This window comes from Pseudomonas fluorescens, from assembly GCF_004683905.1.
GTDB lineage: Bacteria > Pseudomonadota > Gammaproteobacteria > Pseudomonadales > Pseudomonadaceae > Aquipseudomonas > Aquipseudomonas putida_A.
This window is the reverse complement of the sequence record NZ_CP038438.1, coordinates 2550069-2565110: the sequence shown is the minus strand read 5'-3', so window position 1 is coordinate 2565110 and position 15042 is coordinate 2550069. Positions and strand designations below refer to the sequence as shown.

Sequence of the window (15042 nt, the reverse complement as noted above, 5' to 3'; positions counted from 1 at the left end):
TCACTCCTACAAGGGAATGCATTCCAAATGTAGGAGTGAGCCTGCTCGCGATAGGGCCCAACCTGTCTACACAAATCAGTCCAGATGCGCCCAGGTCATCCGGAACGACGCCCCACCCCACACTGATTCCCCGACCTCGACCTGCCCGCCATGAGACTGCGACACCCGCCGCACCAGCGCCAGACCCAGGCCGAAACCGCCGGTACGACGGTCGCGACTGGCATCCAGCCGCGAGAACGGCTCGAAGATTTTCTCCCGACCTTCCACCGGCACACCCGGGCCGTCGTCGTTGACCCGCACTTCGTAGTAATCGCCGCTGCGCACCAGCGTCACTTCGACTCGCTGCTCGGCATAACGAATGGCGTTGCGCAGCAGATTGATCACCGCCCGCGCCATGAACCGCGGCTCGATGCGCACGGTGTCGAGCAGGCAATCACCAATCAGCAACTGCACCCCCGCCGCTTCCGCCTCCAGCGCCACACTGCCGACCACGCTGTCGAGCCAGTTGGCCGCTTGAATGTTTTCGCACTTGATCACCGTCGCGCCACGTTCGAGGCTGGCGTAGGTCAGCAGCTCGGAGACCATTTCTTCCAGCTCGCCAAGGTCGGCGTACATGTCGGCGATCAGTTCGCGGTTCTGGCTGGCGTCCGGCTGTTGCTTGAGCTGGTCGAGTTCGAACGACAATCGCGCAATCGGCGTGCGCAGTTCGTGGGACACCGCGTTGGTCAGCTCACGCTGATTGGCGATCAAACTCTCGATGCGCGCCGCCATCAGGTTGAAGTGTTCAGCCAGATCGCGAATGTTCGAGCGCTTGGACAGTTGAATGCGCACCGACAGGTCGTTGTCGCCAAAGCGCTCGGCGGCCAGACGCAGTTTTTCCAGATCGCGCCAGTGCGGACGCACCCAGAAAAACAACACACAGCCGATCAGCACGGCGATCATCAAGTAGGCACCGGCAATGTAGAACGGCATCAGGCTGGGTTCGGCGGGCAAGCGAATGCTGAGCAGTTGCGAGCCGCCGTCGATGGCTGAAATGTATTGGGTGTATTTGTCGCGGATCACCAGCAAGCCTTGAGCCAGCTCGGCTTTTTCCTCGTCGCTGAGCGCCAGTTGATCGGCGTCGACCAAGGTCAACCCCAGGCCATAGTGCGGGCGCAGGGCCTGCAATTGTTTTTCACGGGCCGGGCTGTCGAGGTTGCGCAGCAACTCCCCCAGCGTCCAGGCCTGACCACGCACCGCCTCGCGGTTGTAGTCCTGCATCTGATAGTCGAGCAAGGCATCGAACGTACGCTCGACAGTTTGCAGGGCCAGGACCAGGCCCACCGTCATCACCAGAAACAGCCCGAGGAATAACCGCAGCATCTACAGCTCCCACGCGAACGGATTGAACAGATACCCCTTGCCCCACACGGTCTTGATGCACACCGGTTCGCGTGGGTTGTCCTTGAGTTTGTTGCGCAACTTGCTGATGTACACGTCGACGCTGCGGTTGAGCCCGTCAAAAGCGATACCGCGCATGCGATTGAGGATGTCATCGCGGGACAGGGTCTTGCCGGCGGCGCTGGCCAGCAACCACAGCAGCTCGAATTCCATGGTGGTCATTTCGATGATCTCGCCGGCCAGACGCACTTCGCGACAGCTGCGATCGATGCTCAAGCGTCCGAACTCCAGCGCACTGACCACGCCGGCTTCCGGCATCTGCCGCCGCTGCAAGGCGCGCAGCCGAGCGAGCAGTACCGGCGGTTTGATCGGTTTGATCACGTAGTCGTCGGCGCCGGATTCCAGGCCGAGAATATGGTCGAGGTCGTCTTCCTTGGCGGTAAGGATGACAATTGGCGTGTCCGACACGCTGCGGATTTCCCGGCACACGTGCAGGCCGCTCTGCCCCGGCAGCATCAGGTCGAGCACCACCACTTTGGGCTGGAACTCGAGAAACGCGGCCACTGCCAGATCACCGCGATGCACCGCGCGCACCTCGTAGCCATGTTGTTCGAGAAAGTGCGCAATCAACGTGGCCAGACGCTCATCGTCTTCGACCAGCAGGACTTTGCCAAAACCCAGGTTATCCATAACGACCGTCTGCCAACCCATGTGTGAAGTGGGCGACAGTATGGCGGGATTCGTCGGCGAGGCGTTGTTTCGGGCAGCAAAAACCGGCCGCAGGGGCCGGTTTTCGGTGATATTTCATACTCTTAAGAGTTTTTAACAGTTTGTGTTTCAGGCCGCGGCCGGCACACCACTGTGGAAGCGGAACTCTTCGTCCGGCGACTCGATCAGCTCCTGCTCGGCCGCACGCACCTTGTCGATCACCTGAGCGATGTCCTTCGCGTCGCCGTACTGGTAAGCCAGTTTCAGATAACCCTGAAAGTGCCGCGCCTCGCTTTTCAGCAGGCCGAAATAGAACTTGCCGAGTTCTTCGTCCAGATGCGGCACCAGCGCTTCGAAACGCTCGCAACTGCGCGCTTCGATAAATGCGCCGACCACCAGCGTATCCACCAGTTTCACCGGCTCATGGCTGCGCACCACTTTGCGCAGGCCCGAGGCGTAACGCCCGGCGTGCAACTGGCGCAGCTCGATCTTGCGGCGTTTCATGATGCGCATGACTTGTTCGTGGTGCACCAGCTCTTCCCGGGCCAGACGCGACATCATGTTGATCAGGTCGACGTGGGAATGGTACTTGGCAATCAGGCTCAACGCGGTACTGGCGGCCTTGAACTCGCAGTTCTTGTGGTCGATCAGCAGGGTTTCCTGATCGGCCAGTGCCGCCTGGACCCAGGCGTCGGGCGTGCGGCAGCCAAGGAATTCGTGGATTTCGGGAAGGATCATGGGGCTCACGGTAAAAGGTGTACGAGCAAAGGCCGCCGATTATACCGGCCTGCCCGCAGACCACCAGTCGCAGGCGTTGATATGTATCAAGTCGCAGGCGCATGAGCAGCAACTATAGTTGTGCAACGCCGTGCCTTTTCTTTGCTGGAGACTCCGCTCATGCAAGCCATTCGCAGCATTCTGGTGGTCATCGAACCCGAACATTCGGAAAGCCTGGCGCTCAAGCGCGCCAAGTTGATCGCCGGCGTGACCCAGGCCCATCTGCACCTGCTGGTGTGCGACCGCAAGCACGACCACGCCGGCATGCTCGGCGTGCTCAAAGCCGCGCTGCTGGCGGATGGCTACAGCGCGACCACCGAACAGGCGTGGAACGAGAGCCTGCATGAAACCATCATCGATGTGCAGCAGGCCGAAGGCTGCGGGCTGGTGGTCAAGCAGCACTATCCCGACAGTGCGCTGAAAAAGGCCCTGCTGACGCCGGCCGACTGGAAACTGCTGCGGCACTGCCCGACCCCGGTGCTATTGGTAAAAACATCCACTTCCTGGAAAGACCGGGTGATTCTTGCGGCTGTGGACGTGGGCAATGCCGATGGCGAACACCGGCATTTGCACACCACGATCATTGATCACGGCTACGACATTGCCAGCCTCGCCAAGGCGCATCTGCATGTGATCACGGCGCATCCGTCACCCATGCTCTCGGCGGCGGATCCGACCTTTCAACTCAAGGAAACCATCGAGGCGAAATACCGCGAGCAGTGCAAGGCGTTTCAGGCCGAGTTCGATGTGGACGACGAACACCTGCACATCGAGGAAGGCCCGGCCGACGTGCTGATCCCATTCATGGCGCACAAGCTGCAGGCGGCGGTGACGGTGATCGGCACTGTGGCGCGCACCGGGTTGTCAGGCGCACTGATCGGCAATACCGCCGAAGTGGTGCTGGATGCCCTGGAAAGCGACGTGCTGGTGCTCAAGCCGGAGGAGATTGAAGATCATCTGGTGGAGTTGGCGGTGAAGCATTAGGGACTGCGGCGTTTGAAAGTCAGTCTTCGCGAGCAAGCCCGCTCCCACATTTGGAATGCAATCTCCTGTGGGAGCGGGCTTGCTCGCGAAGCTTTTGATCTTCAGGCGCCAAAGACGTCCTTGAGGAAGCCCGGGGCGATGTAGCGCTGATAATGCGCTTCCGACAGCAGGAAAAATTCCCGATCAATGGCATCGCGCAACGCCGGCAGGTTCCAGTCGCGGAACTCCGGCAGCAACACCATCCCATAGGCTTCCAGATTAATGATCACCCGCGCCCCGCGCGCAATCAGCTGATAGGCCCAGCAATATTCCGACTGATGCGGCACGAAGCGGATCTTGCGCTGCTCCAGCTGTTGGCGCAGCCGCGCCGAATCGAAGATCTCGACCTTGCTCGCCATCACTTGTGACAGCAATTGCTCCAGACGCAACCACACCGCACGCTTTTCCTCCTCGCCGTAACCATTCCAGTGGATCACTTCGTGGTGGAAACGCTTGCAGCCACGGCACACCAGATCTCCGTAAACAGTGGAGCAGAGGCCGACGCAGGGGGTCTTGATGGTCTGATTGGGCATAAATTGGCAAAACACTGAAACGCGGAACAGGCCGGCATGTTAGCCCTTTGTCGGGCATTGATCACCCCTCAAACGTCAGGGGCAAGCGCTGGCTCGCGGTTTGCCTCGCCCGCGCACAACGCCACCAAAGTCCAATAGAGCGCGACTTACCTTTAAATTTTTTTTGCCGTAGAATCAGCCAGCCTTTTAAGGCGCCAATGTCCGTTAGAAGCTGTTTTCAAAGCGTCACGAGCACAGTCGTTCCTTCAGAGCGGTGTTGGCGAAGGGTTTTTCCAGCGGGGAAAAGCCCAACGCCAACCCTCATCAGCTCCCCGTTCTGCAGGCGTAAAACTTTGAAAGCAGCTTCTGTAAGGAATTGCCGGTAATTCTGGCCAAACGACCCACAACGTCGTGCGGTGCATGAGTACGGCAATTTCGGGATGAGCGTCCCGGACACCCATTTGGGACCACTGATGAGGGTAATAACTGTGCTTGAAGCCTACCGCAAACATATCGAAGAGCGTGCAGCCCTGGGTATCGTTCCCCAGCCGCTTAACGCCGAACAAACTGCAGGCCTGGTCGAGCTGCTGAAGAATCCTCCGGCTGGCGAAGAAGCTTTCCTCGTTGACCTGATCACCAATCGCGTACCACCAGGAGTGGACGAAGCCGCTTACGTCAAAGCCGGTTTCCTGTCGGCCCTGGCCAAAGGCGAAGTCACCTCCCCTCTGCTGGACAAGAAGCGTGCTGTAGAACTGCTCGGCACCATGCAGGGCGGCTACAACATCGTGACTCTGGTTGAACTGCTGGACAACGCCGAGCTGGCGCCAGTGGCTGCCGAAGAACTCAAGCACACCCTGCTGATGTTCGATGCCTTCCACGACGTGGCTGAAAAAGCCAAGAACGGCAACGTTCACGCCAAGGCCGTGCTGCAATCCTGGGCTGACGGCGAGTGGTTCAAGAAGCGTCCTGTCCTGGCCGACAAGATCAGCCTGCGCGTATTCAAGGTCACCGGCGAAACCAACACCGACGACCTGTCGCCTGCACCAGACGCCTGGTCGCGTCCTGACATCCCGCTGCACGCCCTGGCCATGCTGAAAATGGCCCGTGACGGCATCGTTCCGGACGAGCAAGGCAAGACCGGCCCGATGAAGCAGATCGAAGAAATGCGCGGTCAAGGCTTCCCGATCGCCTACGTCGGTGACGTGGTCGGTACCGGTTCCTCGCGTAAATCGGCGACCAACTCGGTGCTGTGGTTCTTCGGCGACGACATCCCTTACGTGCCGAACAAGCGCGCTGGCGGTTTCTGCTTCGGCAGCAAAATCGCTCCGATCTTCTACAACACCATGGAAGATGCCGGCGCACTGCCAATCGAGTTCGACGTGTCGAACATGAACATGGGCGACGTGATCGACCTGTACCCGCACGCTGGCAAAGTCTGCAAGCACGGTACCGACGAAGTCATCACCACCTTCGAAATGAAGACCCCTGTGCTGCTGGACGAAGTCCGTGCCGGCGGTCGTATTCCGCTGATCATCGGCCGTGGCCTGACCGAGAAGGCTCGTGCCGAACTGGGTCTGCCGGCATTCGATCTGTTCAAGAAGCCGGAAGCACCGGCTGAAAGCACCAAGGGCTTCACCCTGGCGCAGAAAATGGTCGGCAAGGCGTGCGGTCTCGCGGAAGGCAAAGGCGTTCGTCCTGGCACCTACTGCGAACCGAAGATGACCACCGTGGGCTCTCAGGACACCACCGGTCCGATGACCCGTGACGAACTGAAAGACCTGGCGTGCCTGGGCTTCTCCGCTGACCTGGTGATGCAGTCCTTCTGCCACACCGCGGCGTATCCGAAGCCGATCGACGTGACCACCCACCACACCCTGCCTGACTTCATCATGACCCGCGGCGGCGTTTCCCTGCGTCCGGGCGACGGCATCATCCACTCGTGGCTGAACCGCATGCTGCTGCCGGACACCGTGGGTACCGGTGGTGACTCGCACACCCGTTTCCCGATGGGCATCTCGTTCCCGGCCGGTTCCGGTTTGGTCGCGTTCGCCGCTGCCACCGGTGTCATGCCGCTGGACATGCCGGAATCGATCCTGGTGCGCTTCAAAGGCAAAATGAAACCTGGCATCACCCTGCGTGACCTGGTTCATGCCATTCCTTACTTCGCCATCCAGAACGGTCTGCTGACCGTCGAGAAGAAAGGCAAGAAAAACGCCTTCTCCGGCCGCATCCTGGAGATCGAAGGCCTGGAAGGTCTGACCCTGGAACAGGCGTTCGAACTGTCCGACGCCTCGGCCGAACGTTCGGCTGCCGGTTGCACCATCAAGCTGTCGAAAGAGTCGATCACCGAGTACCTGCAGTCCAACATCACCCTGCTGCGCTGGATGATCGGCGAAGGCTACGGCGATGCACGTACCCTGGAACGTCGCGCGCAAGCGATGGAAGCCTGGATCGCCAACCCTGAGCTGATGGAAGCCGATGCCGACGCCGAATACGCCGAAGTCATCGAAATCGATCTGGCCGACATCAACGAGCCGGTACTGTGCGCGCCGAACGATCCGGACGACGCCCGTCTGCTGTCCAGCGTCGCTGGCGAGAAGATCGACGAAGTGTTCATCGGTTCGTGCATGACCAACATCGGTCACTTCCGCGCTGCCGGTAAACTGCTGGATCAGGTCAAAGGTCAGCTGCCAACCCGTCTGTGGCTGTCGCCGCCGACCAAGATGGACGCTCACCAACTGACCGAAGAAGGCTACTACGGCATTTACGGCAAGGCTGGCGCACGCATGGAAATGCCAGGCTGCTCGCTGTGCATGGGTAACCAGGCACGCGTTGAGCCGAACAGCACCGTGGTCTCGACGTCGACCCGTAACTTCCCGAACCGTCTGGGCGACGGCGCGAACGTCTACCTGGCTTCGGCCGAGCTGGCGTCCGTGGCTTCGATCCTGGGTCGCCTGCCGACCGTCGAGGAGTACATGGAATACGCTGGCAAGATCGACAGCATGGCGGCCGATGTCTACCGCTACCTGTCCTTCGACCAGATCGCCGAGTTCCGTGAAGCTGCTGCGAACGCCAAGATTCCAGTCGTTCAAGCCTAAGGTTACAAAGCAATAGAAAACGCCGCCCATCGTGAGATGCGCGGCGTTTTTTTATACCTTGGAATACCGTCCCCTGTAGGAGTGAGCCTGCTCGCGATAGCGGTGTGTCAGATACATTTGTATCGACTGACACACCGCTATCGCGAGCAGGCTCACTCCTACAGGGGGGTTAAGTGTTGAGTTTGAGGGCTTGCCGGACCGCGCCATCAACGCTCAGCCCGCTAAGCGTCACGCCATTTGCTTGCACTTCAGGCAACGCCTCCAACACGGCCAGCGCCTCATGCTTGAGTCGCGCCAGAATCAGGCGCTTGCCCTCCTGATGCACCCGCAGGAAGAACTCCTGGATCGCCTCAATGCTGGTGCCGTCCAGATCCGGGGTTTCCTCCAGACTGAGAATCACCGTGTGCAGCGCCACGTCCGAATGACGAATCAAGTGCAAAGCTGCACCAAGAACTCGCTCGACGTTAGCAAAGAACAACGCCTCACTGGGCCGCACAATCAGCACTCCCGGCTCAGTCACCGCCGTTGGGTGACGCTGCAGATCGACAAAATCATGGCCGCCGTCGATCCGACCGAGCACCTGAATGTCCGCCGCCGACATCTGTTTGAGCATCAGCAACACGCTGATGGCCACCGACACCAGCAAGCCGTCGAGAATGCCCAGCACCAACACCGCCCCCACCGCGCACAACACCAGCACCCGATCCCGGCGCCAGACGAAATAGCGCCCCAGCGGCTGCAGACTCAAGCCCCGCGCCAGCGCATGAACCACGATGGCCGCCAGAATCGGCTCCGGTGTCAGGGCGATCCACGGCAGCACCGTCAGCACGATCACCAGCACCACCAGCGCCGCCACCCCACCGGCCCAGCGAGAAGTCGCGCCAGCGGCCTCGTTCGCCGACGTTGCCGAATACCCGGCCCCCGCCGGCATGCCATGGAACAATCCGGACAACAAGTTCGCTGCGCCGAGCGCCAGCAGATCGCGGTTGGAGGTCACACGATCACCGTGCTTGAGGGCGAACGAACTGATCGAGCCGTACGACTCGGCGTACAGAATCATCACCAGCGCAAACCCCACCTCCCCCAGCCGCAGCCAGTCGGCAAACGGCAGCACCGGCAGGCTTGGCACCTCCAGGCTCAGGTCGATCAAGCCAATCATGTTCACGCCATACGCCGGAAGGTTCAGCCATTGTCCGGCGACGATGCCGATCACCACCACCAGCAAACCGCCTGGCACCCGTGGAAAGCGCGAGAACAGTCCCAAAAGCACCAGCGACACCGCTGCGACGGCCGCCGCCGGCCAGTTCCACTGCGGCAGTTGTTCGAGCAGTTGCGGGGCGAAGCGCACCAGATTGGCATCGGTCAGATGCACACCGACCACACTGGCGACCTGCTTGAGGATGATGGTCAGCGCGAGGCCGAAGGCGAAGCCGCGCAGCACCGGTTTGGCGATAAACGCAGTGACGCTGCCGAAACGAAAGATCCCCGCCAGCAAGAACAGCCCACCGGTGACCAGCACCAACCCGACCGCCAGCGTCGCGCGTAACTGCGGGTCGCCATTGACCATGGTCGCGGTGGCCGCCGCCAGCACCGCTGCTGACGAAGACGTGGCCGAGACAATGGCAAAGCGGCTGGTGCCAAACAACCCATAGCACAGCAACCCGGCAAACAGCGCAATCACCCCGGCCTGGGGCGCCAGTGCGGCGATGGTCGAATAGGCGACCGCTTCGGGTAATAGCAGACCGGCAATCGACAGACCGGCGAGGATATCCTGCCAGCGATTGGGGGGCTCTACAGATTGGGGCGCGCTCGACAATCCACTGTCTCCAGACGAAAAAAAGCCGCTGTGCGTATCACGCACAGCGGCCACTGTAGCTGAGTCTCTGGCGCTTTGGCTTACGCCGTCAGCGAATAAATCACCGCCGAAATGGCCACCAGACCGACCAGGGTAACGAATACGTTCGACGCCTGACCGCGATAGCGCGCCATCGCCGGTACTTTACGAATCGCGTACATCGGCATCAGGAACAGGATCGCCGCAATCACCGGACCGCCGACGGCCTCGATCATCCCGAGAATGCTCGGGTTCAGGGTTGCAACGATCCAGCACACCACCAGCATGAACGCCGCCACGATACGATCCAGCGCTTTGGCGCCCGGACGCTTGCCGCTCTTGACGATCAGGCCCTTGAGGCCTTCGCTGGCACCGATGTAGTGGCCGAGGAACGACTTGGAAATCGCCACAAAGGCAATCAACGGCGCCGCAAAAGCGATGGCCGGATTGCTGAAGTGGTTGGCCAGGTACGACAGGATCGACAGATTCTGCGCCTTGGCTTCGGCCAGTTGTTCCGGCGACAGGGTCAGCACGCAACTGAAGACGAAGAACAGCACCATCACCACCATCAGCAGGTGGGCGCGGCAGAGGATCTGCGAGCTGCGCTGCTCCGCATTGGCACCGTAACGACGCTTCTGGTCCACCGCGAAGGCCGAGATGATCGGCGAGTGGTTGAACGAGAACACCATCACCGGAATCGCCAGCCACAGTGTGTGCAGCAGTGCCGACGGTGCCGGCACTTGCGAAGCGGTGGTGAGAATGCCGCCATTCCAGTGCGGAATCAGGTACACCGCGAGGAACAGCAACGCGACGATGAACGGATACACCATCAGGCTCATCGCCTTGACGATCGCCTGCTCGCCGCAACGCACCACGGCCAGCAGGCCGAGGATCAGCACGAACGACAGCAGCGCGCGCGGCGGCGGCGTGATGTGCAGTTGGTGTTCGAGGAAGCTGGCGACCGTGTTGGTCAGGCCGACGCTGTAGATCAGCAGGATCGGGAAGATGGCGAAGAAGTACAGCAGGGTGATCAGCGCGCCGGCCTTGATGCCGAAATGCTGCTCGACCACCTCGGTGATGTCGGCGCCTTCGCGACCGGAGAGCACGAAGCGGGTCAGGCCGCGGTGAGCGAAGAATGTCATCGGGAAGGCCAGCAGCGCGAGGATCACCAGCGGCCAGAAGCCACCCAGACCCGCGTTGATCGGCAAAAACAGGGTACCGGCGCCAATGGCCGTCCCGAACAGTCCCAACATCCACGTGGTGTCATGGCGATTCCAGCTCGACAGTTCAGCTGGTGCTGCCGCTTCATAGCGTGCGTCGACGCTATTGGCCTGATCATTCATCCGGTCGGATCTCCGCATTCCGGTCACTTGCCACTCGGTCAGGACGCGTCGGAAAAAACCGACAGACATGCTCCGGCCGAAACAGGGGCGCGATTCTCCGCGATAAATGAGCAGAAGCAAAGACTTAGCTGAGGAATGGTTGTACGGAGCAGATCAGCGGGTTGTCGTTTTCGGGAAAATGGCTGTCGGCTCCGGATACGTGCGATGTCGTTTTCCGGCAAGTTTCAATGTAATACGAGCGGGAAGACTTGATCAGATTGATCGAGCCAGCATGAATCCGAGTGACATGCAAAACAGGCCGAACACCAGCATTCCCCAGATTGGGTACATATCGCCCTTGTTTTTGACGCGCATTCTTTCAACGTCCTCATCGTATTCTCGATCTGCCCGTTCAATCATGGCCTGACGGTCAAATGTACTCATGGTGATTTCCTTTTTTAGAGAGGGGTCTGAATGGTACAAACGCAAACACTTAAACCTTGAGTGAAAGTCCTACTGCGGCTGCTGTTGCGGTCAACACCCCAGTGACTACCGCAAACGGATAAAAATACGTATCCCACCTCAACTTCTTTTCTTCCGCTATAAGCTTTTTTCTCTCGGCCGCCAGTTTCCGTATTTCACTCATTATCCTTTCGAGTTCCAGGTGTTCTCGATTGTTTTGAAGCATTTGCCTTCCTTGGCTGTTGGTAGTCACTGCCCAAGCTACTTTGTGCCTCCATGATTTCGCGTTCATCACCATTCCGGTAGCAGACGCATCCGCCAAACTCGTAGGCAAAATCCGCGAAAAACGTAGGTAGCCTCGTACAAAAACAGCGGCGAGTTCATCACCCTACACTTTCAATCTGGCCGACATGTTCTAGCGTGAGATCAGTCCCCTGCCTCACGGAGTCTCTGCCCATGCCCCTCGTCCGCGTCGAAATCAAAAAACACTCTGACCCCACCTTCGCCAAACGCATCGGCGAGCAGATCTACGCCGCCATGCGCAGCACCATCAACGTGCCGGAGCACGACAACTTCCAGATCCTCAACGAGCACGACGGCGAGCATTTCATCTTCGACCCGCAGTACCTGGGCATCCAGCGCAGCGATCGGTTGGTGATCATCCAGATCACCCTCAATGAAGGGCGGACGCTGGAGCAGAAAAAAGCCCTGTACCAGACCATCGCGCACAACCTGAACACCCAACTGGGCATCCGCCTGGAAGACGTGTTCATCAATCTGGTGGAAGTCAAAAAGGAGAATTGGTCGTTCGGCAACGGCATCGCTCAATACGCCAGTTGACAGCCCTTCGCCGCCGCCAGCATGATCGGCGGCATGAACCTTCGCCCGCTGCACCTCACCCGTACCACCACGACCGCCACCGGCGGGTCGTGGTGTTGCTGCCTGAGATGAATCCAGCGCAGTGAACCCAAGGCCCCGCCAGCAATGGACGGGGCCTTGCTGTTTCTCCCGTCCGTGCGGCACTTGCAGCCCTCAAGGAGAAACATCATGTCCGCAGCATTGTTGATCATCGATATGCAGGTCGGTCTGTTCCATGGCCCGGAAAAACCCCACGACGGCGAACGTGTGCTCGCCAACATCCAGCAGCTGATCCACCAGGCACGCCTGCAACACGTGCCGATCTACGCCGTACGCCACACCGGCCCGACAGGTTCGCCGATTGCCGCCGGCAGCCCCTTCTGGCAATTGCTGCCGGAACTTGACCTGAATGCCGAGTCCGACCACGTGTTCGACAAGTCCCGACCCAACGCCTTCCATGGCACCGATCTGGCGCAGCAACTCAACACTAATCAGATTGACGACCTGTACCTGGTCGGCATGAAAACCCAGTTCTGCGTCGACGCCACCTGCCGCGCCGCTGCTGATCTGGGCTTCAAACCGTTGCTGGTGGCCGACGCCCACACTTGCATGGACACCCCCGCATTACCCGCCCACATCATTATCGAGCACCATAACGCCACCCTCGGCGGGGCATTTACGCGGCTGATCAACAGCGCCGACGTGAGCTTCTGACGAAGCGCCCGCGCGCTCCCCGTTTCAGCTCCTACACTGGCTGAAGCGGGGCTGCGGCCACCATTGCCAAACCGCTCTGGAATCAGCACTCTGACAAGACTTTCGCGACCACACCGTCATAGATCACAGGAGCCGCGCAATGCCCGCCACCGTTCTGGTACTGGTTGAAACCATCAATGACTATTTGCCGATTCTCGAGCATCAGGGTTTTCACCTGATCCTCGCACCAACCCCTGCCGAACGTGCGCAAGCCATCGCCAGCCACGGCGCACGGATCGACGCGGTGCTGACCCGTGGCCCGCTGGGACTGACCGCTGAGGAAATCGCCGCCCTGCCGGCGCTGAAAATCATCACCGTGATCGGCGCCGGTTATGAACACGTTGACCTGCAGGCTGCCAGCGATCGCGGGATCACCGTGACCAATGGTGCCGGGGTCAACGCCTCGTCGGTGGCCGATCATGCGATGGCGATGCTGTTGGCGCTGGTGCGCGACATTCCGCGCTGCGACGCGGCGGTGCGCCGGGGTGAATGGCCGAAGATCATGCGCCCGTCGCTGGCCCATAAGCGCCTGGGCATTCTCGGCCTGGGCGCGGTGGGCATGGCGATTGCCAAACGTGCTCACCTCGGTTTCGACATGCAGATCAGTTACCACAACCGTCAACTGCGCAGTGATGTGCCCTATACGTTCTGCTCGACGCCGACCGAACTGGCGCGGGCCTCGGACTTTCTGATCGTCGCCACGCCGGGCGGGATTGGCACCCAGCATCTGGTGACTCGCCCGGTGCTCGACGCCCTTGGCCCGAACGGTTTCATCGTCAACATCGCGCGGGCCAGTGTGATCGCCACCGCTGAGCTGATCAGCGCCCTTGAGCAACGGCGGATTGCCGGCGCCGCACTGGACGTGTTCGATCACGAACCGCAGGTGCCGGATGCGCTGAAAACCCTGAGTAATGTGATTCTCACGCCACACGTCGCCGGCCTGTCACCCGAGGCCACCCAAGGCACGGTGGAACTGGTGGGAAAAAACCTCGTGGCGTTCTTCTCAGGGCAACCGGTGCTGACGCCCATCGCCCTGCCCCCCAGGCTCAACAACCAGCGCGTGCATTGAAAAGAGCCGGCAGCGCCCTGCTGCCGTACCTATTCGAAACGCTGATTATCCTGCAACACGCTAACCTATAAGACCGCTGCGCGCTTGTGGCCGCCCGAGTGCGCCATTAGATTAGCCAATGATGTCTGGCCTCCAAAATAAGCAGAAGGGATAAGCATGGCGCTTACTGACCAGTCCACCCGGATCCGCTCTGGCGAAGAACTCGATGCCAGCCTGATCGATCCATACTTGAAGGCGCACATTCCGGACCTGACCGGCACCCCGCAGATCAGCCAGTTTCCAGGCGGTGCGTCGAACCTGACTTACCTTCTGGAATACCCGCAGCAGGAGTTCGTGCTGCGCCGGCCGCCGTTCGGCCACAAGGCCAAATCCGCCCACGACATGGGCCGCGAATTCCGCATCCTCAATCAACTGCTCGACGGTTTCCCCTACTGCCCGAAAGCCTACGTGCACTGCACCGACGAGTCGGTGATCGGTGCCGAGTTCTATGTGATGGAACGGGTCAAGGGCATCATCCTGCGCTCCGACCTGCCGCCAGAACTGGGCCTCGATGCAGCGAAAACCGAAGCGCTGTGCAAGAGCTTCATCGACCGTTTCGTCGAGCTGCACCGGGTTGACTACAACGCCTGCGGCCTCGGCGATCTGGGCAAGCCTGAAGGCTATGTCGCCCGTCAGATCAAAGGCTGGAGCGAGCGCTACGAAAAAGCCCTGACCCCGGACGCGCCGCACTGGGAGAAAGTCAAAGCCTGGCTCAACGACAAGATGCCGGCCGACCATCCGACCTCGAGCATCGTCCACAACGACTATCGCTTCGACAACGTGATCCTTGACCCGAACAACCCGATGCAGATCATCGGCGTGCTTGACTGGGAACTGACTACCCTCGGCGATCCGCTGATGGACCTGGGCAACACCCTCGCCTACTGGATTCAGGCCGATGATCCGGCACCGGTGCAACTGATGCGCCGCCAGCCCAGCCACGCCCCGGGCATGCTGACCCGACGCGAATTCGTCGATTACTACGCCGAACGCTCGGGCATCCAGATCGACAATTTCGACTTCTACTACACCTACGGCCTGTTCCGTCTGGCCGGCATCGTGCAGCAGATCTACTACCGCTTCTACCACGGCCAGACTCAGGACAAACGCTTCGCGCAGTTCATTCACATGAACAAACTGCTGGAGCACATGAGCCTGCAGGTCATTGCGAAATCGAGCCTCTGACGGCCCACACCAAGGAACCCTT

13 protein-coding genes are annotated in these 15042 nt (G+C 60.2%); 6 read left to right on the top strand and 7 right to left on the bottom strand.

The features are described 5' to 3' along the window. Window positions 1-75: 75 nt before the first annotated feature. From E4T63_RS11600 to E4T63_RS11590, 3 genes are all read right to left on the bottom strand, one after another. The gene (locus tag E4T63_RS11600; protein ID WP_098968257.1) at window positions 76-1362 is read right to left on the bottom strand and encodes an ATP-binding protein; all 1287 of its coding nucleotides are present in this window, start codon (window positions 1360-1362) and stop codon (window positions 76-78) included. Further along, window positions 1363-2070, bottom strand: coding sequence for a response regulator (locus tag E4T63_RS11595; RefSeq protein ID WP_027613172.1), 708 nt, complete (start codon window positions 2068-2070; stop codon window positions 1363-1365). It lies immediately after the preceding gene. A gap of 147 nt (window positions 2071-2217) precedes the next feature. Next, on the bottom strand, window positions 2218-2826 hold the full coding sequence (locus tag E4T63_RS11590) for a tRNA-(ms[2]io[6]A)-hydroxylase (protein ID WP_007965776.1): 609 nt from the start codon (window positions 2824-2826) through the stop codon (window positions 2218-2220). Window positions 2827-2985: 159 nt separating this feature from the next. On the opposite strand from E4T63_RS11590, the gene E4T63_RS11585 reads away from it, so the two are divergent. Next, a complete protein-coding gene (locus tag E4T63_RS11585) occupies window positions 2986-3849 on the top strand; it encodes a universal stress protein (protein ID WP_135295511.1) in 864 nt (287 codons plus the stop codon). 101 nt (window positions 3850-3950) lie between these two features. Here the strand turns inward: E4T63_RS11585 and E4T63_RS11580 are convergent, their stop codons facing one another. Continuing rightward, window positions 3951-4421: a DUF1289 domain-containing protein gene (locus E4T63_RS11580; protein WP_098968254.1), complete on the bottom strand. Its 471-nt coding sequence runs from the start codon at window positions 4419-4421 to the stop codon at window positions 3951-3953. Between the two features lie 467 nt (window positions 4422-4888). On the opposite strand from E4T63_RS11580, the gene acnB reads away from it, so the two are divergent. Then, window positions 4889-7498, top strand: coding sequence for a bifunctional aconitate hydratase 2/2-methylisocitrate dehydratase (gene acnB, locus E4T63_RS11575; RefSeq protein ID WP_027613175.1), 2610 nt, complete (start codon window positions 4889-4891; stop codon window positions 7496-7498). A 169-nt stretch (window positions 7499-7667) separates the two neighbouring features. On the opposite strand, the gene E4T63_RS11565 is transcribed toward acnB, so the two are convergent. The 3 genes from E4T63_RS11565 to E4T63_RS28510 all read right to left on the bottom strand — a co-directional run bounded on the left by E4T63_RS11565 (window position 7668) and on the right by E4T63_RS28510 (window position 11098). Then, on the bottom strand, window positions 7668-9314 hold the full coding sequence (locus tag E4T63_RS11565) for a SulP family inorganic anion transporter (protein WP_135295510.1): 1647 nt from the start codon (window positions 9312-9314) through the stop codon (window positions 7668-7670). 80 nt (window positions 9315-9394) lie between these two features. After that, window positions 9395-10675 (bottom strand): HAAAP family serine/threonine permease, encoded by a 1281-nt coding sequence (locus E4T63_RS11560; RefSeq protein WP_027613177.1) that lies wholly within the window; start codon window positions 10673-10675, stop codon window positions 9395-9397. A gap of 252 nt (window positions 10676-10927) precedes the next feature. After that, window positions 10928-11098, bottom strand: coding sequence for a hypothetical protein (locus E4T63_RS28510; protein WP_167797071.1), 171 nt, complete (start codon window positions 11096-11098; stop codon window positions 10928-10930). Window positions 11099-11572: 474 nt separating this feature from the next. Here E4T63_RS28510 and E4T63_RS11550 point away from each other — a divergent pair, with 474 nt between their 5' ends. From E4T63_RS11550 to E4T63_RS11535, 4 genes are all read left to right on the top strand, one after another. Beyond that, the gene (locus E4T63_RS11550; protein WP_134786084.1) at window positions 11573-11956 is read left to right on the top strand and encodes a tautomerase family protein; all 384 of its coding nucleotides are present in this window, start codon (window positions 11573-11575) and stop codon (window positions 11954-11956) included. A 207-nt stretch (window positions 11957-12163) separates the two neighbouring features. Then, complete coding sequence (locus E4T63_RS11545; protein WP_135295508.1) at window positions 12164-12688, top strand: cysteine hydrolase family protein; 525 nt, start codon at window positions 12164-12166, stop codon at window positions 12686-12688. Window positions 12689-12827: 139 nt separating this feature from the next. Further along, complete coding sequence (locus tag E4T63_RS11540) at window positions 12828-13796, top strand: 2-hydroxyacid dehydrogenase (RefSeq protein WP_135295507.1); 969 nt, start codon at window positions 12828-12830, stop codon at window positions 13794-13796. A 156-nt stretch (window positions 13797-13952) separates the two neighbouring features. Further along, entirely contained in the window at window positions 13953-15020 is a 1068-nt protein-coding gene (locus E4T63_RS11535; RefSeq protein ID WP_135295506.1) for a phosphotransferase family protein, read from the top strand. Window positions 15021-15042 lie beyond the last annotated feature (22 nt).